Annotated in this window: 20 protein-coding genes and 1 tRNA gene; 11 read left to right on the top strand and 10 right to left on the bottom strand. The window is 37.9% G+C overall.

The features are described 5' to 3' along the window. Positions 1–10 precede the first annotated feature (10 nt). The 6 genes from FA584_RS10515 to FA584_RS10490 are packed head-to-tail and all read right to left on the bottom strand — an operon-like array spanning position 11 to position 7,690. Complete coding sequence (locus FA584_RS10515) at positions 11–2,353, bottom strand: tetratricopeptide repeat protein (protein ID WP_167749425.1); 2,343 nt, start codon at positions 2,351–2,353, stop codon at positions 11–13. A 1-nt stretch (position 2,354) separates the two neighbouring features. Then, positions 2,355–3,599, bottom strand: coding sequence for a serine--tRNA ligase (serS, locus tag FA584_RS10510; RefSeq protein ID WP_167749424.1), 1,245 nt, complete (start codon positions 3,597–3,599; stop codon positions 2,355–2,357). 8 nt (positions 3,600–3,607) lie between these two features. Then, positions 3,608–4,573, bottom strand: a complete 966-nt coding sequence (trpS, locus tag FA584_RS10505) for a tryptophan--tRNA ligase (RefSeq protein ID WP_167749423.1) — start codon at positions 4,571–4,573, stop codon at positions 3,608–3,610. Between the two features lie 9 nt (positions 4,574–4,582). Beyond that, positions 4,583–5,125, bottom strand: a complete 543-nt coding sequence (locus FA584_RS10500; protein WP_369805718.1) for a shikimate kinase — start codon at positions 5,123–5,125, stop codon at positions 4,583–4,585. Further along, positions 5,115–6,572 carry a ribosome biogenesis GTPase Der gene (der, locus tag FA584_RS10495; RefSeq protein WP_096047207.1) on the bottom strand — a complete coding sequence of 486 codons (1,458 nt, stop codon included), beginning with the start codon at positions 6,570–6,572 and terminating at the stop codon, positions 5,115–5,117. The genes FA584_RS10500 and der overlap by 11 nt, the downstream gene beginning before the upstream one ends. A gap of 47 nt (positions 6,573–6,619) precedes the next feature. Further along, entirely contained in the window at positions 6,620–7,690 is a 1,071-nt protein-coding gene (locus tag FA584_RS10490; protein WP_167749422.1) for a mechanosensitive ion channel family protein, read from the bottom strand. Between the two features lie 132 nt (positions 7,691–7,822). Here FA584_RS10490 and FA584_RS10485 point away from each other — a divergent pair, with 132 nt between their 5' ends. The 11 genes from FA584_RS10485 to FA584_RS10440 all read left to right on the top strand — a co-directional run bounded on the left by FA584_RS10485 (position 7,823) and on the right by FA584_RS10440 (position 16,344). Then, entirely contained in the window at positions 7,823–8,674 is an 852-nt protein-coding gene (locus tag FA584_RS10485) for a DMT family transporter (protein ID WP_096047205.1), read from the top strand. Next, a complete protein-coding gene (kdsA, locus tag FA584_RS10480) occupies positions 8,671–9,471 on the top strand; it encodes a 3-deoxy-8-phosphooctulonate synthase (RefSeq protein ID WP_096047204.1) in 801 nt (266 codons plus the stop codon). Before FA584_RS10485 ends, kdsA begins: the two co-directional genes overlap by 4 nt. Before the next feature lies 1 nt (position 9,472). Then, on the top strand, positions 9,473–9,709 hold the full coding sequence (locus FA584_RS14525) for a hypothetical protein (protein ID WP_228448562.1): 237 nt from the start codon (positions 9,473–9,475) through the stop codon (positions 9,707–9,709). Beyond that, positions 9,682–11,562 (top strand): 5-histidylcysteine sulfoxide synthase, encoded by a 1,881-nt coding sequence (gene ovoA / locus FA584_RS10475; protein ID WP_228448615.1) that lies wholly within the window; start codon positions 9,682–9,684, stop codon positions 11,560–11,562. Before FA584_RS14525 ends, ovoA begins: the two co-directional genes overlap by 28 nt. A 51-nt stretch (positions 11,563–11,613) precedes the next feature. Further along, positions 11,614–12,078 (top strand): 6,7-dimethyl-8-ribityllumazine synthase, encoded by a 465-nt coding sequence (ribH, locus tag FA584_RS10470; RefSeq protein ID WP_167749421.1) that lies wholly within the window; start codon positions 11,614–11,616, stop codon positions 12,076–12,078. Positions 12,079–12,087: 9 nt separating this feature from the next. Then, positions 12,088–12,495, top strand: coding sequence for a transcription antitermination factor NusB (gene nusB / locus FA584_RS10465; RefSeq protein WP_096047202.1), 408 nt, complete (start codon positions 12,088–12,090; stop codon positions 12,493–12,495). After that, on the top strand, positions 12,496–13,179 hold the full coding sequence (gene pyrF / locus FA584_RS10460) for an orotidine-5'-phosphate decarboxylase (protein ID WP_167749420.1): 684 nt from the start codon (positions 12,496–12,498) through the stop codon (positions 13,177–13,179). 16 nt (positions 13,180–13,195) lie between these two features. Then, positions 13,196–14,686, top strand: a complete 1,491-nt coding sequence (locus tag FA584_RS10455) for an AsmA family protein (RefSeq protein ID WP_167749419.1) — start codon at positions 13,196–13,198, stop codon at positions 14,684–14,686. A gap of 44 nt (positions 14,687–14,730) precedes the next feature. Beyond that, the gene (locus FA584_RS10450; RefSeq protein WP_167749418.1) at positions 14,731–14,874 is read left to right on the top strand and encodes a hypothetical protein; all 144 of its coding nucleotides are present in this window, start codon (positions 14,731–14,733) and stop codon (positions 14,872–14,874) included. A 77-nt stretch (positions 14,875–14,951) separates the two neighbouring features. Further along, positions 14,952–15,041: transfer RNA gene (locus tag FA584_RS10445), tRNA-Ser, on the top strand. A 193-nt stretch (positions 15,042–15,234) separates the two neighbouring features. Next, positions 15,235–16,344 carry a tyrosine-type recombinase/integrase gene (locus tag FA584_RS10440; protein WP_167749417.1) on the top strand — a complete coding sequence of 370 codons (1,110 nt, stop codon included), beginning with the start codon at positions 15,235–15,237 and terminating at the stop codon, positions 16,342–16,344. A 62-nt stretch (positions 16,345–16,406) separates the two neighbouring features. On the opposite strand, the gene FA584_RS10435 is transcribed toward FA584_RS10440, so the two are convergent. The 4 genes from FA584_RS10435 to FA584_RS10420 all read right to left on the bottom strand — a co-directional run bounded on the left by FA584_RS10435 (position 16,407) and on the right by FA584_RS10420 (position 22,024). Then, complete coding sequence (locus tag FA584_RS10435; RefSeq protein ID WP_167749416.1) at positions 16,407–19,838, bottom strand: conjugal transfer protein TraG N-terminal domain-containing protein; 3,432 nt, start codon at positions 19,836–19,838, stop codon at positions 16,407–16,409. Between the two features lie 493 nt (positions 19,839–20,331). Further along, a complete protein-coding gene (locus FA584_RS10430; RefSeq protein ID WP_167749415.1) occupies positions 20,332–20,919 on the bottom strand; it encodes a hypothetical protein in 588 nt (195 codons plus the stop codon). 3 nt (positions 20,920–20,922) lie between these two features. Beyond that, positions 20,923–21,531, bottom strand: coding sequence for a hypothetical protein (locus tag FA584_RS10425; protein ID WP_167749414.1), 609 nt, complete (start codon positions 21,529–21,531; stop codon positions 20,923–20,925). A 277-nt stretch (positions 21,532–21,808) separates the two neighbouring features. Next, on the bottom strand, positions 21,809–22,024 hold the full coding sequence (locus tag FA584_RS10420) for a hypothetical protein (RefSeq protein WP_167749413.1): 216 nt from the start codon (positions 22,022–22,024) through the stop codon (positions 21,809–21,811). Between the last annotated feature and the right edge of the window lie 168 nt (positions 22,025–22,192).

The following is a 22,192-nucleotide window of genomic DNA, read 5'->3' as shown; positions in this document are numbered from 1 at the left end:
ACATGTAAAACTATCTTAGGATTGCAAAACTGAAATATTGAGAGATAAAACCAATATTTCCGATACTGCGATACTGTGCATTGGCTGCTTCAAAATTCCCTATTTCTTGATATAACAATCCAAGAGCATATTTACTTTCCACATTACTAGGATCTGTCAGTTTTGAAAGTTCCAAAAGTGCTATAGCATTATCACTGTGTCCTGCCCCAATAGCCGCAACAGAAGCTAGGAAGATGGTATGGGTATCTTTTTTCTGGAAATCATCAATCAGTTTATTGTAGAGAGTAAACGCTTCTTCAAAGTTGTTGGTATAGATTTCCATGTAGGCAAGCGTTTGCATAATGGAAGAAATATCAATACGCTCTTCTTCCATTTTTTTACGTACACTATCGCGTTTTTGATGGAGGAGCCCTCCCACTTGTAAGAGTTTAATATACTGCTCTTTGACAATTTTTGGCCCATAGTAGAACGCATCATAATCCAGTGGAAGATGGTTAAATTCAATTTGAACGGCTTTAGCGTAATTTTTGATATTTTGCTTTTGATGCTTTACGTTAAAGGCAATAAGATTGGCAATAATATCTCTAGGTAGTAGCGCTTGAAGCTTTTGAGATCCAAGGCGGTACATACGTTCATTGCCCAGCTTTTGGGCGGCAATAATATTGAGCATAAGATTAAGAGGGCTCTCTTCTTTCTCTTTTTCGAGCCAACGTGTCAAAGAAAAATGATTGCCATCGGTCAGATGAATGAGCGAAGCATAAAGATTATCTTTTTCAAGTGTTTGATTTTTGTTAATACTGTCTTTGACATCTTCAGAGAGTTTGGTAATGTCCTTGCCAATCAAATTGCCGCTCATGAGGGCAAAGACACCCGCAAGATAGTTGTTGCTATCTAGATGATAGCTTTTTGAAAAGTTTTTATAAGCAGCGGCATAATCACCCATTTGTGCATAAGTAAGCCCCAGATTGTAGTGCAAAATGGAGTGGTTTTTATACTCTTCAACCATTTTTGAAAAAATATCATTGGCTTCATATACATGAAAATCGAGTGCTTTTTTAATCCCTTTGCTAATGGCAATATTTACTTTGGAAATCGTAGAGCTTGCTTTTAAATAGGAAAGTGCAGGCCCGATTTCATCAATAAAGATATTCATGCTTCCTTTGCGAATATAGTCTATGGTTTGCTTTGCATCAAAGACTTTATAAGGGGCATAGTAAAAAATGAGACTATACGTATTTTCATCATCAAAGAAAAGCTCTTTTTCAAATTCGACTTGTGCTCTTTCGACATCAAATAAAGAAGGTTTGAGGATAGCTTTCATTTTATAGATAGGTTTTGCATCGGCATCTCGTACCTTATAAACTTCTCCCATGAGTGAAGCGGTATTTCCAAGATTGCCCAGTTTATTTTCGATCATTGCAAGTGCCATTTTTATTTTTGGGTTTTCATGATCATTTTGTAGTGCTTTGAGCAAAGAAGCTTTTGCTTTAGGATATTCTCCTAGTTTTGCATGTAAAAGTCCAACGGTAAAGTGGTCATTCTCTTTTTCAATTTTTTCCAGAGTAGCGAGAGCATAGGAGTTGTTATCCAGAGAGGCTAAGATTTTAGATGCCAAATAGTCCTGATCTTCTTTATAATAGTCATTGATAGGATGCGAGATGGCACTGAGTGCCTCATAATAAAAATCTTTATAGTAGTTTACTAACCCAACATAATAAGAGTAAAGAGGTGCATTGCTCTCTTCGGGTAAATAGGCAAAAGCTAAGTCAATGTAATAGGTGAAAAGTTTATTGTCCTTCATCTCTAGGGCACAGACGGCTGCATTAATGGCACTAATAGTGCGATGTTCTTTATTTTGAATGGCTTTTTTAAATGCTTCTAACGCTTCGGGGAAGTTTTGTTCTTTAAGCTTTGCGACACCGATGTTGTAGTAGGAGATGGCTTCATTAAAAGTCGCAATTTTTTCATAAATTTTTAGGGCATCATCTTTATTGCCTTGTTCATACAGCAGATGGGCTTTTTTAATCATCCCATCTAATTTAGAAGGGGAAAATTGTTCCTTAATGACAGGCTTTTCAACAACTTTTTCAACGGCAATAGGCTCAGGAGTTTTATGTTTGTTTTTGATGATAACGACAAGCGCAATGATCATACCAAGAAGCAGTAATGATCCAAGGATGAGCATCATTAACAATTTTTTCTTAGACTTGTTCTTTTGCTCCTCTACCTCTTCTTCGGCAGCAGAATCTGCAGCCGCTGTTTCTGCTGCATTCTCCTCCTCAATAGGAGCAAAACCTTCATCCGTAGTGGATAAAGGGTCTGCTTCAAGTATGACTACTGCTTCTTCAGCCATTTTACATATACTTTTTCAAAACTTCAGGGATAGCGATACTGCCATCTTCATTTTGGTAGTTTTCCATAATGGCAATTAGGGTTCGACCGACTGCTAAAGAAGAGCCATTGAGTGTATGAACCAAGCGGTTTTTTCCTTCATCTTTAAAACGAATTTTGGCCCGTCTAGCTTGGAAGTCAAATGTATTGGAGACAGAACTAATTTCACGGTACCTATTTTGTCCTGGAAGCCAGACTTCAAGATCAACGGTTTTCGCCGCACTAAAACCAAGGTCTCCTCCACAAAGCATCAAATGACGGTGTGGAAGTCCCAATGAGGAGAGAAGATCAGAAGCGCATGCGAGCATCTCTTCAAAAATGGCTTCACTCTGTTCAGGAGTGGTGATGCAAACAAGTTCTACTTTGTCGAATTGATGCTGGCGAATCATGCCACGTGTATCTCTTCCAGCGCTACCAGCCTCTTTGCGAAAGCAGGCAGAATACGCCGTCATTTTAAGGGGTAATTCTTCTTTGGTTAAGATTTCATCTCTGAAAAGGTTTGTGACAGGTACTTCTGCAGTGGGGATTAAAAAGAGATCTTCACCCTCAATTTTAAAAAGGTCATCTTCAAATTTAGGGAGTTGCCCAGTACCCATAAGCGTTTCACGGTTGACAATATAAGGAACAGCCACTTCATGAAACCCTCGTGTTCGGTTAAAATCTAACATGTAGTTAATCAACGCGCGTTCCAGTCTTGCGGCTTCATTTTTTAAAACACTAAAACGACTTTTGGCAAGCTTGACACCACGTTCAAAGTCAATCCAGTTTTGTTGGGCGTCAATATCCCAGTGCTCTTTAGGGGTGAAAGAAAACATACGAGGCTCTAACACACGTTTGAGTTCCACATTGTCATTTTCATCTTCACCTTCAGGGACTAAGGGGGAGGGCATATTGGGGATCACGGTTGCTAATGCTTCTAGTTTTTCTTCTAATGCACGTACAATTTCGGTTGCATCGGCTATTTTTACTTTATTTTCTGAGAGTTCAGCTTTTAGCGCATGAACGTCTTTACCTTCTTTGGCATAAACACCCACAAGTTTACTTTTTGTATTTTGCTCCGCTTGCAATGGTTCCAGTACAAGGCGAGCATTTTTTAGCTCCAAAGAAATACGACGTAACTCTTCGAGGAGATTCTCATCGACTTTTTTCTTTCTAAGATTTTGTGCGACATTTTCAAAATCATTTTGTATTAATTTAATATCTAACATACTTTCCCTTAGCGATAAATTCCAACAAGATCACGGATAATGCGCATCTTCTCCGTTGCGATTTTACGAGCCTTACTCGCACCTTCATCTAAAATTGCAATGACTTCATCTTTATGCTCAACATAATAAGCTCTTTTCTCACGAGCTTCAGCAAAATAGTCCCAAATCAGTGTGCCAAGATACGCTTTAAAGTGACCATATCCTTCGCCACCTTTAAGATAGCGTGCTTGTAATGCAACTACTTCGTCCTTTTCTAAAAAGAGTTTAGCCAGTGCATACACATTACATGTAAGATAATCTTTGGGCTCTTCCATCGGTGTTGAATCTGTTACGATACGCGAAGTTGCTTTTTTGAGCTCTTTTTCTGTGCAAAAGATATCAATCGTATTGCCATAGCTTTTACTCATCTTCGCTCCATCAAGTCCTGGAACGGTTGCAACGTTGTCATCGACTTTAAAGTCAGGGATTTTAAAGATATCGCCAAACTCATTGTTGAATTTAATAGCAATGTCACGGGTAATCTCCACATGTTGAATCTGATCTTTCCCCACAGGAATGACTTCCGCATCGTAAAGTAAAATATCGGCTGCCATTAAAACAGGGTAAGAGAATAAAGAGTGGTTGGCGGCAATGCCTTTGGCTACTTTGTCTTTGTAGCCGTGTGCTCGCTCCAAAAGCCCCATCGGCGTATAACCTGAGAGCACCCAGTAAAGCTCTAAGACCTCTTTAACATCCGATTGTGCCCATAAAGTGGCTTTATTGGGATCAATGCCAAGGCTCATAAAATTAATCGCCGCATCGAGGGTATTGTTTTTAAGTGCCACACCATCTTTTAGGGAGGTTAGGGCATGGTAGTTGGGGATAAAAATAAACAGATCGCTGTTATTTTGCAAGTCGACCATTTGTTTAATCGCGCCAAAATAGTTTCCTATGTGAAGCGCACCAGAGGGTTGAATTCCTGTTAATACTCTCATAAATCTGTCCTACTCTTTCTCTTTTTTCTCTTTTAAGTGGAGTAACGTAATTAAATCTTGTACGATGGCATCAACGCTTCGATTTTCAACATTGATGGTGATATCCGCTTTGGCTTCATAGAGGGATGATCGCTCTTCAAATAATGTTCTCGCTTTGGCTTCATCACTCAGCAATGGGCGTTTGGCAAGTTTAAGATCGGCATTTTCATGCTCTTTGAGTCTTTTTAAAATCCCATCGAAGGAGGAGCGAAGGTAGACAATCGTGCCAATGGAATCCAGATTATCGACCTTAAAAAAACCTCCACCTGTGGAAATGACGGCATTTTTAACATTTTTTTCCAGCCATTTGGCTGTTTTTTTCTCAAGCTTGCGAAAGTAGGCTTCCCCATCTGTTTCAAAAATAGCTTTGATTTTGCGGTTTTCCATACTTTCAATCAAATCATCGGTATCTACACCAAAGCGTTTGGTTTTTTGAATCAGCGCTCTAGAAATGGTGCCTTTTCCGACACCCATAAAACCAATAAAAACGATATTTTTGTTCTTAAGATTCAGCACCGTTTTCTTCCTGTTCGTTGTCTCGCTCACCTTTTGCTCGTGGATAAAGCAGAATTGGAGAGCCTTCTAAGTTGAAATTTTCACGCAATTTATTGGCAAGGTAGCGTTTGTAGCTAAAATGTAGTGAGCGTGGTTTATTCATGACCAAAGCAATACGAGGCGGCTTGGTAAGGTATTGGGTGGCAAAGTAAATTTTAACTACCTTCGAGTGGTCACTCGGGATCTGATGCTTAATGGTCGCATTTCGGATGACTTCATTGAGTTGACGGGTTGGAATGTGCTGTGAATAGTTGGCATAAACCGATAAAATCATATCTTTGATCTTTGCGACTCTTTGTTTGCTCTTCGCCGAAACGGTAATGAGCGGCGCGTAAGAGAGAAACTTAAAACGGTCTCTGACTTCTGCCGTGATCTGCTCAAAATCAGCCAGCGGGTTGTCCCATTTATTGAGCACGATAATACAGGCTAAATGGTTCTCTTCCACAAGTCCTGCGATGCGCTCATCAAGCTCTAAAAATGGTTCACTCGTATCTAAAACAAGCAAGGCAATGTTCGCACGCTCCAACATCTCTTTGGTGCGCATTAATGCAAATTTTTCGATGCCTTCGATTTTGCCGCGTCTGCGAAGTCCTGCGGTATCAACAAAGTTGATGACTTTATCTTCGTACTCGATGCTTTCATCCACAGGATCAATCGTTGTACCTGCCACACTGCTGACGACGGCGCGTTGTTTACCGACAAGGGCATTGAGAAGAGAGCTTTTACCGACATTGACACGTCCGATGATCGCAACGTTGATTTGATTGGTTTCAACCTCTTCAACGATCTCTTCAGGAATGATCTCTTCATCTTCTTCCGCAAACGCATCGTCATCGTCCCAGACGTCTTCTTCTGTATCATCCTCTTCTTCCAAGGTATCGTCGTCTTCATTGACAAGAGGAGGTGTTGTTCCTTCAGCCGCAGGCAGAAGCTCCCCAATCCACTCTAAAAGGGCGCTGACACCACGGTTATGTGAAACGGAGATAGGGAAAACAAATTCGGCTCCAAATTCATCAAACTCCCATGCACGCTCCATCTCTTTGTCGTTGTCAATTTTATTGATGACCAAAGCGATCGGTTTTTTACGTGCTTGAAGGGCGTAAAAGATTTTTTTCTCTTCATCGCTGGGGAGCATTTTACCATCAACGACCATGATGATAATATCGGCTTTTTTAGAGGCTTCCATCGACATATTGTGAACATTTTCAAACAGTTCGGTGGATTTATCAAGCCCGCCTGTATCTAAAAGAAGACATGGTTTTTCGGTGATATAGACTTGATGCGTTTTAATGTCACGTGTAGTTCCGCTGAAATCAGAAGTAATCGCAATGCGTTGTTTAGCGATGCGATTAAAAAGTGAGCTTTTCCCCACATTGGGTAGCCCGATAATGGCAATTTTCTTCATAGTAACCTTTATTGCATAATTAGATTGATTATACTCTGTGTTTGCTGTTATTTTGGTAAACTCTCGACATAGAGCGTTTGAGAAGGAAATGCGAACTGCGCACCGTTGCGTGCAACGATCTCCATAATTTTAAAATTAACATCTTCCCTTACATGTAAATACTCTAACCAAACGGTTGTTTTGGTAAAAAAGTAAAGAAAAATACTGAGTGCGCTGTTATCAAACTCATCAAAACTCACCAAAATGGTCTCTTGGTGGACATCGGGGTGTTTTTTGAGCATGGTTTTTATCTCTTGGATAATGGCTTTCATCTGCTCCACTGAGGTGTTGTAGGTAAGACCCAAACGTGTTTTAACACGACGTTTTCCCATGCGAGACCAGTTGGTAATGGGGGTATTGGCAAGTGTTGCGTTTGGCATACTCACGAGGGCTTGTGCGAAGGTACGAATTTTGGTTGAGCGAATCCCAATCTCTTCGATCATTCCTTCAACTGCGGGTGTTTCGACCCAATCGCCCACTTTAAAAGGACGGTCTGTAAAAATAACCAATGAACCAAAAAGATTGGCAACGGTATCTTTAGCCGCGAGGGCAAAGGCTAAACCTCCTAGTCCTAAGGATGCGACAAAAGCGCTGACATTGATGCCCCATTCCTGCAAAACTGCCATAATACCTAGAGCAATAAGAAAGATGCGCAAGGCCTTTGTAATGAAATGTTGAATATCTTGATGCAACTCTTTACCAAATTTAGAAGAGAAAAAACTAAAGAGATTGGAAAATTTATCCACCATTCGATACAAAATCCAAAAAATAATAAACGTTTCAAACGATTTGATCGCAAGATCGACAACATGGTCAAAGCTTCTAAAAGGAAGCCAAAGGGTTGCAATGTATGTGGTAACCAAGACGATAGAGAATTTCAAAGGCTCTTCAAGAACAGCGATAATTTTGTCATCGGTGGTCGTTTTGGTACGTTTAGCAATGGTTCTAAGAGGTTTGAGAATAATGCTTGCAATAAGATTTTTTAAGGCTAATCCGAGTAAAAAAAGAGTGATGGCAATTGCAATATGGGTAATAGGCAATCCAAAAAGGCTATACTCTAAAATATGTTGGAGATCCATACTTTCTCCTAAGGGTTAAGATGCAAATATCAACGGATTTTAACACAGAATTGATTAAGATTTCATACTTATAGCTTGATCGGAGTCATCTTGAGACAGTTTTTTGGAGGCATAAACAGAGGTGTTCTGTTCATGTTACTCTCTTCGTTTAGCTTTGCGTTTGATGGCGCTTTTGCCAAGGTTCTTTCTCAAAGCATGGATTCGGTGGAAGTGGTCTTTTTTCGCAATGGTTTGACAATGCTTTTTGTAGCACTGAGTATTTTTAAACTGCCGATAAAACAAATTGGCGGAAAGCCTTGGTTGCTTCTTTTTCGTGCCCTCATTGGTTTTGCTTCGATGTTGGTTTTTTTCTACAACATTGCCCATATTCCCCTTGCCGATGCGATTACATTTTCACGCACTGCGCCTATTTTTACCGCTATTTTGGCCTTTTTCTTTTTGAAAGAAAAAATTGGTTGGAAAGGGTGGGTCGCTGTTTTTGTTGGATTTATCGGTATCGTTTTTGTCATGAAACCCAATGGTTTAATGCTTTCCAAAACGGATCTTTTTGGGCTTTTTAGTGGACTTGGTGCAGCACTTGCCTACACGAGTGTTCGAGAGCTAAACCGTGTGTATGATACACGTGTTATTGTGCTTGCCTTTGTCTGTACCGGAACATTTTTCCCCGCACTTTTTATGGTTTTGAGTGAATTTTTCCATACACCGATGTTTGATTTTATGCTGGGGCATTTTGTGCTGCCTCAGGGAATTCAGTGGCTTTATATCGTGTTAATGGGCTTTTCCGGTGCTATTGGGCAAGTTTATATGACCAAGGCATTTGCAACTACCAAAGCGGGAATTGTAGGCGCAGCTGGGTATTCGATTATCTTCTTCTCGCTGATTATCGGCATTATTTTAGGGGATGGTTTACCCGATATTCTTGGACTATTTGGTATACTCTTAGTTGTTCTTAGTGGAATTATTGTAGCAAAGGAGAAAGAGTGATTTTAATCGCAGGACCGTGTGTCATTGAAAGCAGAGACAACCTGTTTAGGGTTGCCGAAAAATTAATGAGCTATCACGAAGATAACACCATAGATTTTTATTTTAAAAGCAGTTTTGATAAAGCCAATCGCACCAGTATCGACAGTTTTAGAGGTCCAGGAATGGATGAGGGTTTAAAACTTTTAGATGAGGTGAGATCACAGTTTGGATACAAACTTTTAACAGACATTCACGACTACACCCAAGCAAAACCTGTGGGTGAAGTGGTCGATGTGCTTCAAATCCCGGCCTTTTTATGTCGTCAAACCGATCTTTTAGTCGCGGCCGCACAGACCAAATGCGTGGTGAACATCAAAAAAGGGCAGTTTTTAAACCCTGCGGATATGCGTTATTCGGTGAAAAAAGTGCTCGATACCAGAGGAGTTAAAGAAGAGGGCTACGATGCTGCTAAAAAAGCGGGTGTGTGGCTCACCGAGCGCGGCAGTACATTTGGATACGGCAATTTGGTTGTGGACGCACGTAGTTTTGTCATTATGAGAGAGTTTGCTCCCGTTGTTTTCGATGCAACCCATTCGGTGCAAATGCCTGGAACGGAGGGAGGCAAAAGCGGTGGGAAACGCGAATACGTCCGCCCTCTTTCACGCGCGGCTGCGGCTGTGGGTGTGGATGGTTTCTTCTTTGAAACCCATTTTAACCCGTGTGAGGCACTCTGCGATGGACCGAATATGCTTGATCTTGATGATTTAGCTTTGGCACTTAAAGATATTAAAGCGATTCAAGACAGCTTAAAGGCGTAACATGCAACTTATCCCAACGCGTAATATTCTTCTTAATGTGGGAAGCGCAGAGCAAAAAAGGGCAGAAATTAGAGAGTATTTCCTCAAAACCTATACGGTGTATGAGAAACTCTTTGAGTTGATGAAGGACGAGGAGAGTTATTACCTCACAGCAGATCCTTTGCGTCATCCTCTTGTTTTTTATTTTGGTCATACCGCAACCTTTTTTTTATCAATAAACTGGTTCTTGCCAAGCTGATTGATAAGCGCATCAATCCAACATTCGAGTCGATTTTTGCGATTGGTGTGGATGAAATGAGTTGGGACGATCTGAACCAATCGAATTATAGATGGCCACGCATATCTGAAATTAGGGCATATCGTGATGCCGTTAAAGTTAAAATTTTAGAGCTTATCGACACGTTACCTCTTACAATGCCCATTTCGTGGGAAAGTCCTTTTTGGGCGATAATGATGGGCATTGAGCAGCGTATTCATCTGGAAACCTCCTCGGTTCTTATTCGCCAATTACCGTTAGAAAGAGTTACTCCGAGCAATTTTTGGAAAGTCTGTCCATTGGATACCCCGATTGTAAAAAATGAATTATTACATGTAAAAGGCTCAACGCTTCGTTTAGAGAAGAAACGAGACGATGCACTGTACGGTTGGGATAATGAATACGGTTTACATGTAAAAGAGGTCAAAGACTTTAAAGCCTCCAAATACCTCGTCTCCAATGCCGAATTTTTAGCGTTTGTTGCCAATAAAGGGTATGAAACGCAAAGTTTTTGGAGTGAAGAGGGCTGGAAATGGCGTACGTACAAAAATGCGACCATGCCTCTTTTTTGGCGAATTGATGCTTCAGGATACAAACTTCGTCTTATGGCTGAAGAGATTGAAATGCCATGGAGTTGGCCTGTGGAGATCAACTACCTTGAAGCTAAAGCCTTTTGCAACTGGAAAAGTCAAGTGACAGGGCAGTCTATTCGCCTTCCGAGTGAAGAGGAGTGGTACGTTCTGCATGATTTACATGTAAAGGTAGAAGAACCGTTTTGGGACAAGGCACCTGCGAATCTTAACCTCGAGTATTTTGCCTCTTCTGTGCCTGTGGATACGTTTGCTTTTGGTGATTTTTACGATCTTATCGGCAATGTGTGGCAGTGGACTGAAACGCCGATAAATGGGTTTGATGGGTTCATGGTCCATCCACTGTACGATGATTTTTCCGTTCCTACGTTTGATGATAGGCACAATATCATTAAGGGTGGCTCGTGGATCAGTACGGGAAATGAGATTATTCGTGCATCTCGCTACGCCTTTCGCCGCCATTTTTACCAACATGCAGGTTTTCGCTATATTGAGTCCAATGAGCCAGTCGAAACACACTCCGTATTTTACGAGACAGATTTTGCCCTTTCTAAAATTTGCGATGCCCATTTTGGTCAAAAAGAGCCTAATTATTATGAAGAAATGGCACAGTTTTGTATCGGTTTAAGGGGTTCAAAAGCAAAAGCATTGGAAATTGGGTGTGGAATCGGCAGGGGAACATTTTCACTTGCACGCCATTTTGAAATGGTACATGGCATTGAATTTACCGCACGTGTTGTGAGGCTTGCAACCAATTTCAAAGAGAGTGGCAAACTCAAATACGCCTTAAAAGAAGAGGGCGAATTAGCACTGTTTATTGAAAAAAATCTCAGTGATTTTGGCATTGATCCGCGTGTCCAAAAAGTAGAATTTTGGCAAGCAGACCCGCACAATATGAAGCCTTATTTTGACGGATACGATCTTATTCTTGCCAATGATGTATTGGATACTTTGTACGATCCTGCGCTTTTTTTAGAAAAGATCAAAGAGCGTCTCAATGCTGGGGGATTTTTAGTGATTGCAAGTAGCTATGACTGGGATGAAGCCAAAACACCTCGTGCTAAATGGCTAGGAGGCTTTAAGAAAAATGGTGAAAAATACAATACATTTGATGCCCTCAATGAGCATTTATCGGTCTTTTTTACTTTACATGTAAAGCCACTGACGATGCGTTTAGAAGTGAAAGAAAGTGAACGTAAAAGTGTGATAAAAACGTTACATGTCAGTGTGTGGAAAAAGCGATAATTAAACTGTAACGAAAAATAGTGTATTATAAGAAAAAGTAAAAGGATAATTATGAATATTATTGAAGGAAAACTCTCCCTTAATGGTAAAGAAAAAGTAGCCATTATTAATAGCCGATTTAACCATATTATCACTGATCGTTTGGTTGAAGGCGCACGTGATGCATTTATTCGTCATGGAGGGGAAGAAAAAAATTTAGACCTTATTTTAGTGCCAGGGGCGTATGAAATTCCTTTAGCACTCGATAAAATTTTAAGCAGCGGTAAGTATGACGCGGTCTGTTGTGTGGGCGCGATTATTCGCGGAAGCACACCGCATTTTGACTACGTTGCGGCAGAAGCAACCAAAGGCGTTGCCAATACAGCTCTGAAATATCAAAAACCCGTCACATTTGGTGTTTTAACGACCGATAACATCGAACAAGCGATTGAGAGAGCTGGAAGCAAAGCGGGAAATAAAGGCTTTGAAGCTATGACAGGTTTAATCGAACTTATTAGCCTTTACAAACACCTATAAGGAAACGCTTTGGCAACACGACATCAAGCACGAGAGAGTATTATTGGTTTATTGTATGCAGAAGATATTGGAAATTCTGGCATTGAAAAATTTATAGACGAACTTTTTGAAGAGAAAAAAATTCGAAATCAGCAAAAAGAGTTTGCCCTTGGGTTGTACCACGGGGTGAAAGAGCATTTAATCATTATTGATGAAGCGATTAACCATCATCTTAAAGAGTGGAATCTCAGTGAAATCGGAACGATCGAACGTGCTATTTTAAGACTGGGCGCGTATGAAGTTTTGTACTCTGAACTCGATAATGCCGTTATTATTAACGAAGCGATTGAACTTGCAAAAAAACTATGCAATGAAACAAGCCCTAAATTTATTAACGGTGTTTTAGATGCAATTTCAAGAGATGGAGAAACTAAATAAATGAAGTTGTGCGTTGCGCTTGATCTCCCCACTAAATCTGAAAATATTACTCTGATTCAAAAACTTAAAAGTGAAGATGTTTGGCTTAAAGTGGGACTTCGCTCTTTTATTCGAGATGGTGAAGCCCTTTTACATGAGATCAAAACGATCAACCCCCATTTTAAAATCTTTTTAGACCTCAAAATCCATGACATCCCCAATACGATGGCTGATGCTGCTGAGTCGATGGTTGCTCTTGGTGTGGATATGTTCAACGTGCATGCCTCCAGCGGACGCAAAGCAATGCGTACGGTGATGGAGCGTGTCAATACCTTCCCAAATCCTCCGATTGTTTTAGCCGTGACAGCACTGACAAGTTTTGATAATGCTTCCTTTGAAGCAATTTATCATACTCCTATTGCGCAAAAAGCGGTTGATTTTGCCCAAGATGCTTATGCTAGTGGCTTGAATGGTGTTGTCTCTTCTGTTTATGAGAGTTTAGACATTAAGGCACATACGGCTTCTTCTTTCTTAACGCTTACGCCAGGTATTCGTCCTTTTGGTGAGAATAGTCATGACCAAGAAAGAGTGGCTGATCTTGAAACTGCAAAACAGCAACATTCAGATTTTATTGTTGTGGGAAGACCGATTTATCATAGTGATGATCCGCTAGGCGTGGTAAAGAAAATTATTGAAAATATTTAGTCATTAAGAGGTAAGAATGTTTAAAAAGATTGTACTCGGTATTGTGGTATTGGTTGCTATTGTCGTTGCTGCTTTTTTCTTTCTTATTAAAGTGATTGATTTTAATGAGTATAAACCGCGATTGCACAAAGCGATTAAAGAGAGTACCGGATATGAAGTGATTATTCGTGGTGATATCACGCTTACCCTTTCACCTATAGGTGTTAGTGTCTCTGATATTGAGGTCACGAACCCAACGTATCATCCTGAGACTCCTTTTGCTAAGTTGAGTAGTTTTGATGTGTCACTTGACGTATCTGCATTGCTTAAAAAAGAGATTAAAGTTACACAGCTTTCTCTCGATGGACTTGCTTTAAATATAGAAAAAATTAAAGATGGTAAGTTTAATTATGATTTATTGCCTGTGCAAACACAAAAAACAGCTGATAAAAAAACTAAAGAAAATAATACCACCGTTGAAAAAGAGAGCGATGTATCCGCTTTCATGAATGCCAAAAAAATTATCTTTAGCAACAGTACCGTCAGTTATGCAGATGTGAATGCAACGAATAAAATTGTTTTCGAACACGTTGATCTTGATATCAACGATATCAGTTATGATGCTTCCAAGCATAGTATTCAAGGGCTCTATTTTACTGCCGATACGCATATCGACAAAATTCAATATGGTAACGCTTATGCTGTGCAGGATATTTCGATGTCATTTGAGCTGAAAAATGGTATTGCGGTTAGTAGTGCTCTTAAATACACCCTTTTTGATACGCAAATTCAAGGAAATGGCAAATTTGATTTTTGTGGTAAACAACCGAAAGTTTCATTAAAGAGCAAGATTGTAGGCCTAAAATTGGCATCTCTCTCAAAAGAATTATGGGGCAAAGATCTGTTGGATGGCAGTGCCAATGGTGACTTTAAACTCTCATTCTTTGTGGGTGATGGTACGACCTTTAAAAGCACTCTCAACGGATTTGTTCAGCTTTCAGGCGAAGAGATAGCCTTGAAAGGTTATGATATAGACAAAATTGCTTTAGTGCTTGATCCTTTTCAAAAAGAGAAGTTAAATCTTAATACACTTATATCTAGTACTATTGAAGCTTTTAAAGGCGGTAATAGCGTGATTAAGGAGCTCAATACTAAAGTTGATCTTGGGTATTCTGAGATCAAACTAAGTGATGTAGCACTGAGCACAGCTTCTAATAGAATCGCAATCAAGGGCGCTATCAATACTGTTGATGAAAAATTGATTGATGTTAAAGCAGCTCTTTTGGATACAAAAGGGTGTGCTGTTGTTGAACAAAAGTTTAGTGGAACGTATGCCAAACCTTCTGTAAAGCTTGATGCAACAGCTGTCGCGACACTCAAAGATGTGGTACTTTCTTTTACCACAAAATCAAAAATAACACATACGCAACCCAAGCAAAATGATGAAAATTGTACCGTTTTCTATGATGGAGTGATTAAGCAACCTGAATTGGTTCCACTTACGCCACCAGCTCCAGTTTCGGAATAAATTTTGCTTTTTTAGATTAAACCATGATCTAAAAGGAGTATCCGATGCATTTTATAGAAGGTGTTAAATTGGTTGTGATGCTAAAAGATAAGATTGAAGAGGCAAAAAAAACAGATCAATCTTCTGTTCCAAAACTTCAAAAACTGCTTGAAAAACTTTTAAAATCGCAAGATGCCGCTTATATTTAATCGATAAACGGCTTAAGAAAAGTCTCTTAAGCCGTTTATTATATACTTTTGATATACTTGCACTCTACTTTTTACTTGGACAGATGGGTGAGTGGCTGAAACCACATCCCTGCTAAGGATGCGTCGGGGTAACCTGACCGAGGGTTCAAATCCCTCTCTGTCCGCCACGAGCTTTCAAATCCACACAAAACCCCTAAACTAGGCACTTCACAAGAGTTTATACCGTCACTATATGACACTATCTATAAAAACTATGACACCCGCAATTTATACATCGTAAAAAACACATATTATTTTAGAAAAAAGATTAAGTGTAAATCTTATAGAATATCACTTCGCACAAAATCGATAAGAATTGCGATGAAAAGAAAAAAGACATTAAACATGATGAGCGAGGAGGATTTTTTGTTTACATTTCAACATGGTGATTATAAGTTCGTATTTGAATACGATACTCCTGATGAATTTAGAGAATATTTATCTGAATTAAAAGACACAGTGAAAGAACTTGAAGCTGAAAAAAGTTATAAAAGAGTTCAACAAATTTTTAAAAAAGAAGAACAGATTGAAGGTGAGATAAAAAAGGGTGAAAGACCTGCAAATAAAGAGAACTTCACATTTTATGACCTCGAAACTAAATTTATTGTAGGCAAGAAAAAACTAGAAAAAGTAAGTGCAAGCACTTATAAAGCCTATGAAGCGACATTTACAAAATTAAAAGATTTTTTCAAATACGAACGTATAGAAAACCTTAATATCGAGGATTTTGAGAGATTTAGGGATTATCTTTCTACGCAAGTTGTAAATAAAACCGTAAACAATCATATGGCTTACGTTAAAATGTTTGTAAAGTGGGGGAACGATAGAAAGCTGTACCCAGAAAACAATGTTCAAGGCGTTGAAAATCTTGCAGATAGTAGCCCAGAAATACCACACGTAAACTATACAGATAAAGAAATCAGAAATATTCTTGAATTTGAAGAATTTGAACAGTGCTATAAAGATACGTTCCTTATTGCAACCCGCACAGGAATGCGTGTTAATGAGATTTGTAATATTAAAAATGATGATATAAAGCAAGATGAAGAAACTAATATCTATTATTTTGATATTAAAAAATCGAAAACGAATGCGGGAGTGCGACAAGTACCTATCCATAAAGATATTTTAGAAAGGGTTTTAGAAATTGATTTTCCTCTATTTCCAGAAAAAACGGATAACGCATCTCAAAAAGCAATATTACGGCAACTTTACAGAGTAGTAAAGCAGGGTGAAGGAAAATTTTTTCATACATTTAGAGGTACTTTTATGAACCGATGTTTAAAAAATTATCCGAGAGATTTACCTATTATCCAAGAGATAGTAGGTCACGAAAAAGAGGATAAAATAAAATTATCGGTAGATACCTATGCAAAAGGATACCAATTATCACTAAAAAAAGAGATATTAGATAGCGTTTCTTATTACTAAAAAGACAAAGTAATTAATATTATACATTTTGACAAAACGGAGAAATTACTCTCCGTTTTTTTTTACTTGACAAGAAATTTAGTTAATCCGCCAACTTTTAAAAGTGTGGAAGCTGTGGAAACACCAGTGGCTAGTGTTTCACCGTCGATGTGATTTCCTGCATGATATAAAATATCATTGTTATAATTTCCACTGTTGCTGAATTCGTGTGATGCTCTCGAGATGCTTGTGATGTTCTCACCTGCAAGATTTTGAGTAACTTTTGTTTCTCTTCCATCGATGCTGTTTGTGGATACTGAAAGACCATCTAAGCCACTTTTTAAACGTGTTGTTAATGCCACTTTATCCGCACCAGATGCGCTTTCTATCGCTTTTTGAGTGTCGAGGTATGAAACACTTCCGCCATCTCTTTTGATTACACCCATATTCTCATATTTAGCATATACGCCATTTACCGCAGAAGAAGCGTTTGAAGCGATATTATGAGCTTCTGAGCTGTTTAAATATTGTCCTGCCAACTCTTTCAAAGGTTGCATTGTCGATGAATTCATCGCACTTTCAATCGCTTGAATTTGTCTTGTATCGCCTGCTTTCATCGCCTTTTCATAATTAGCGTGAAGAGCTGAATACGTCTTCATTAAGCCAGATTCGAGTGGTGAACCGCTTGTGTGAGCTTGTAAGTATGAATTTAACCCACTTTGCAACTGTGCTGATGCACCATTTTGAATGCCAGAAATCTCCTTATTTAATAATGATTGCGTTAAATCTGATTTAAAGATACCACGTGTTCCATACGCTGAGAACATCGCTGAATCAGCATTTTCACCGTATTTTGAACGGAATTTATCAGCAATCTCACTTTCATTTTGTAAAAGTTGAGGAACGATGTTACCTAGTGTTTCGCTTTCGCTTTGTTGATGTTTGATGTCGCCCACTTTTGAGATACCACCAAAAGCACCCACCGTTTCACTTGAAATACCGTTGTGAAGCTGTGTTTCAATTTGTGAGACATCTTTTCTCATGTTGTTATTGTCGCTAAATTGCGAGAATTTACGTCCTGTGGCACTTGCACCCGCAACATCTCCGAACATTGAAGAGAAGCCATTCTGTGCGTTTCTAATGCTATCATTAGAACTGTTTTTATTAGCTTCTGCACTTGCTTTTAGAGCCTCTTGATTGGCGAATTTATCCGCTATGACGATTTTAGCTTGCTGTGCGTTCAATCCTGCCTCGAACATCATTTCTTGACGTGATACCACACCATCACCATTTCTGTCGTTTCTATAGGCATTGGGGCGTTCCTGTGTTAGGTAATCTTGTGTCGCTTCAAGTTTTGCGAAGTTGTCACGTTGCGCTTGTGTGCCGATTTCGTTTTGTCTTGTCATATTTTTAATGAGGCTCTCGTTGTCTCTGGTGAAAGCATTTTCCGTTAAATTAGCACCGAATTTGTCTTCCATCATCGCTGATGCTACTTTGGAACGAATGTCAGCAACCGAGCTTTTGAAGGCTGTTTCTTTTGAATTAATGCTGTTTGAACCCATTAGTGAGGCAAAATCTAGCCCTGTTTTCTTTACTTCTTGATTCATCATTTCATCAAAAGAACCCGCTGTTCCCATCTTCGCATTCATGCTGTTGTAGGGGTTTCTAGCATCGTATTTTAATAAATCTTTGTAGTTATTAGAAAAGTTTGTTGCGGTTTGCATTCCTTCTTTTTGTCCCGCTTGCATATTTTTATAGTGTAAAGCTTCGGCAAATGAAAAATTACCGCCAGTTTCTTCGTTCATTGTCTCTTTTGATGCCAATTTTTGGGCATCTGTGGCAAGTGCGCCACTTTCATAGTGAGCATTTTTAGTTAGCCCACTAGCTACACTTGAAAGAGCAGTTAGTGAACCAGATAAGATACCGTATGAAATGGCAGGCACAGAAAGGTATAAATAGCCTGCAATGCCAGCAAGATTGGCACTTTCTGACAACATGAAGGCACTAGAATTAACAGTGACATCGCCAGAAATAAAGCCTTCACCATATTTAATAAGAAAGAAGTTTAGAATAGCACTAGAGACACCCCACATTTCAATCCATACCGCTGTTTTTAGGTAGTTTTTGATAATACCCATGTTATGTGGTAAAAAGGCAAGAGCAAAAACAAGAGGAAAAAGAGCATAAATTAAAGCCCTTAAAAAACCCTGCAATTTGGGAAGCATAGATGCCATATAATAACCATTTGAAAAGTTATTTTGGTTAAATTCCGCCCTAGCTTTTCCCTGTGCGTATGTGATGCCCATAGGCAATGATTTATTATTTGCTACGGCATAAATTAAACCGCTTTGAATAGCTATTTCATCGAAATTTGATTTTGGTAAGCCATATGATTTAGTTAGAAATCCGACATCCCTGTCATCAGCATTTTTAAACACTGTTGAAAAATTTGATGTGTATTCTGTCATATCCTCATTTACGATTTTATCCCATAGTGAGCTACATGAATACATTGCACCGTTTCTCTCAGATGAAAAAGAACCTGCATCTATTCCTCCCACAGTTTCACCGCTCGCATACCATCCTGAAATTAAATTCTTTATGTTATTTGTTTTGAAAATGGCTGAAATATGGCGAACTCCGTCAGATTCTTTACTTGAAAAAGGGATAAAAATACAATCAGAGAAGAACGCTTCCACATCGTTTGCATAAACAGGTGAAGCATTTGAAGGGTTCTGATTTAAAATATCGATAGCATCTTTAATTGAAGAAGCATATCCACCACGAGAAATCGAATAGCTACCACCTCCCACATCGCTTACAGCTGTTGTGAATAATCCTGTCATTTCTTGACCAAATGAAGACAAAAAGGAATAAGAAAAAGCAACAACAGAAGGAACTTTTACTGCAATTCCTGTGGTCGGTGACGTGCTATTATCTTCATAATACATAGGATAATTTTCAGTTTTTACGAAAATTGTGCTACTCATTGAGAACACAGCAACGAGAAATAAAGTAATGAAGATATGATATTTCGTGAACGATTTCCCGCCTTCAATATTTGGAGAAAATGCCCATTGATACAAGGCAACAGCTGAACCAAAAAGGACGAGAAGTTTAAGCAATTTTAGATAACTTTCGTCATGAAAGATCATCGAAATAGCATTTAAAATTGTGAACATATAATCAACTTCGTAAGCTGAATTCACAGTGACAAGGTAATCATCTGCATACGCAAATGAACCAACAAAAAGCCAAAAAACCAGAAACACTTTAAAGAATTTTTCCATTATTTTTACCTCCATAATGAAGGAAAAACCTAAAAGGTTTTTTGAGAACAAGTGAGTAAAAACAGAAAGTGAAAAAAGCCTAAAATATGCCTGTTTTGAAAAACTTTGCTGTAATACAGTGTATACATCGATACCATCGATGTTTTGAAGGGGTTTAAAATCAATTTGTATACAAATTTTAAAAACTGAAAATCGATGTATACATCGATTTGAAGGGCTTTTCATGAAATTAAAATCCACCGTAGGTGGCGTATTGTGCCCCTTATTTTTTCAGTTTGGTCTTATTAAAATTTTTTTGAAATATTGGAGGTAAGGTAATGATTGAGTGAGTGATTTTTTTATTTCATTTTTAATTTTATTTAAGAGTTATATCTGTGATTTTTTTTGAAATTGCTTTTGAAATTTTGATGAAGGAATGAGAGAGGATAGCTTCATTTTTAATTTCAGTTTTGAATTCATTGTGGAAAGAGAAGAGCTTTGGATTTTGAAAATGTTTTTCAAAATATGATAGACAAAATTTGAGAGGATAGCTTCATATTTTTTAAAAAATTATCAAGGCTTTTTCTTCCTACATCTGTTTCACCTTTTACATCATAGTTATATGATGCTGTGAAAAAATAATGAGCATAAAATGCAATTCTGCAAAAAAAAGTTGAAAATGTGTCTATTTGTATTACATTACAAATTAATTGAGGGAGAAGTTCCTTTTAGGAACTTCTTATAATGCGTTAATGATGTCTTGTTTGATTTGTGTTTCAAATAGATTGAACAATGATTTATGAAATAATTCATCAATATAATCACTATTTTTTTTGAATCCTTGACCTATTTTAATAATTATATGATCTTTATCTTCAATATGATATAATTTATTTGAAATATTTTTTCCATTAAAATATACTGAAATTTGAATATCATATTTTATAAAGCCTGAATTTCCTGTAAAATTTTCAAATAAAAAATGATAATCTTTTACATCTGGTACAATAACAAGACCTTTACAATCTTTTTCAGATAAAACTGTTTTTACATTTTTAAAATATTGTTCAAAATTTTTCTTTGCAACTCCAGTAGCAACATTGTTAACATCAAGATCCATAGTTTGAGCCCCAGCTAAAGCATTGTCTCTTGGCATCCTTGTAATAATCTTACTACTTGATACAACACAAACTTCTTGTTTCTCAATTTTTGAATAAAAATCATTTTTTTGCAAACCAATATTCTCTTCATTAAAAGCATAATGTTTTGCACAGCCACTAAACAAAAATGGCATAAGCGCCAATAAAAAAATAACTACATTTTTCATCTTTTAACCTTTTGTATTATTTAACATTCTATAAATAGAATTTTCTAAAATCATCTGAATATTTTCTTCAGTAGATTTACTATCAAGTTTCATATCTGTTCTGATTGAATTCATATAGTTTTTACCATCACGTCCAAGAGTTTGATCAAGCTTATCACTTGTTCTTACTTCTTTTATAACACCATTTTTTACAATTTTAATAACAATACCTGTTTCTACTTCAATAGTAGAGATAACGTTTAAATGTGAATCATTATTGAATGCATATGTTAAATTTACTTTCAATGATTCAATTTCACAAGTAGCACTGTTCTCTGATGTAGAAACAATATTATAATCTTCAGCCATAAAGTTTTTTAATACTTTATTACAAGAAGAAGCAGCAATGGTAAACTCTGGTTGGCGATAAATTGAACCAAAATCATTTTTGTTTGTAGTAACAACAGCGTTTATAATGTTAGAAGAACCACTGATAATGCTAAGATCAGAAGATTTTACCTCTAATTTAGCTTTATATGGATTTCCCAATAATGATGAGTATTTCCCATCAACAACAATCTCAGTGGCGAATAAGCCATTAACCAATAATAAAAAGACAAAAACTTTCTTCACAGAAGCACCTTTTTTAAAGAAATAATGAGAAAAATATAGCGAATCGCACCTTTATTTTAAAAGTGTGGTTAAAAAGAGCAAGTGATGTGGCAAGTTGTGTGGCAGATGTGGCAATTTTTGAACTTTTGCCACAGCACTGCCACAGCAAAACGGGGGTTTGCCACAGCTCTGCCACAGCACTTTTTTTCTTGTTTGCCCTATTTTAGGGCTTTTGAAGCATTTTTGTATTTTTTGCCACAGAAAAACGCTTTATCACTTCCTTTGTAAAAAAATAAAATCAATTTACCACTACGATTTTTAAAAAAACTCTATGAAATATATATATATTACTCTCTAAACCCCTAGAATAGGGAATAGTAGAGATATAAGTGCTGTGGCAGTGCTGTGGCAAAAGTGCCAAATCGTGTGGCAGTGCTGTGGCAAAATGGAAAAATGCTGTGGCAAAACCTTGAAGTGCTGTGGCAAAAGTGGCAAAAAACACCGCTATTATCATAATAAAACTTAAAGTACACTAAAAATAGCAGAAAATTACCGCAAACTTAAAAAAATCTGATATAATTCTTTCGTTTTGCTTAAATATACAAAATACAATCCTATAACTCATCTAAGTTTTAGGTTTTAAAGTTTTTCCCACTAAAGGGATTCAACCACTCGAGCTTTT

It is taken from the genome of Sulfurospirillum diekertiae (assembly GCF_011769985.2).
In the GTDB taxonomy this organism is placed as follows: Bacteria; Campylobacterota; Campylobacteria; order Campylobacterales; family Sulfurospirillaceae; genus Sulfurospirillum; species Sulfurospirillum diekertiae.
This window is presented reverse-complemented; position numbering and strand designations above follow the sequence as displayed.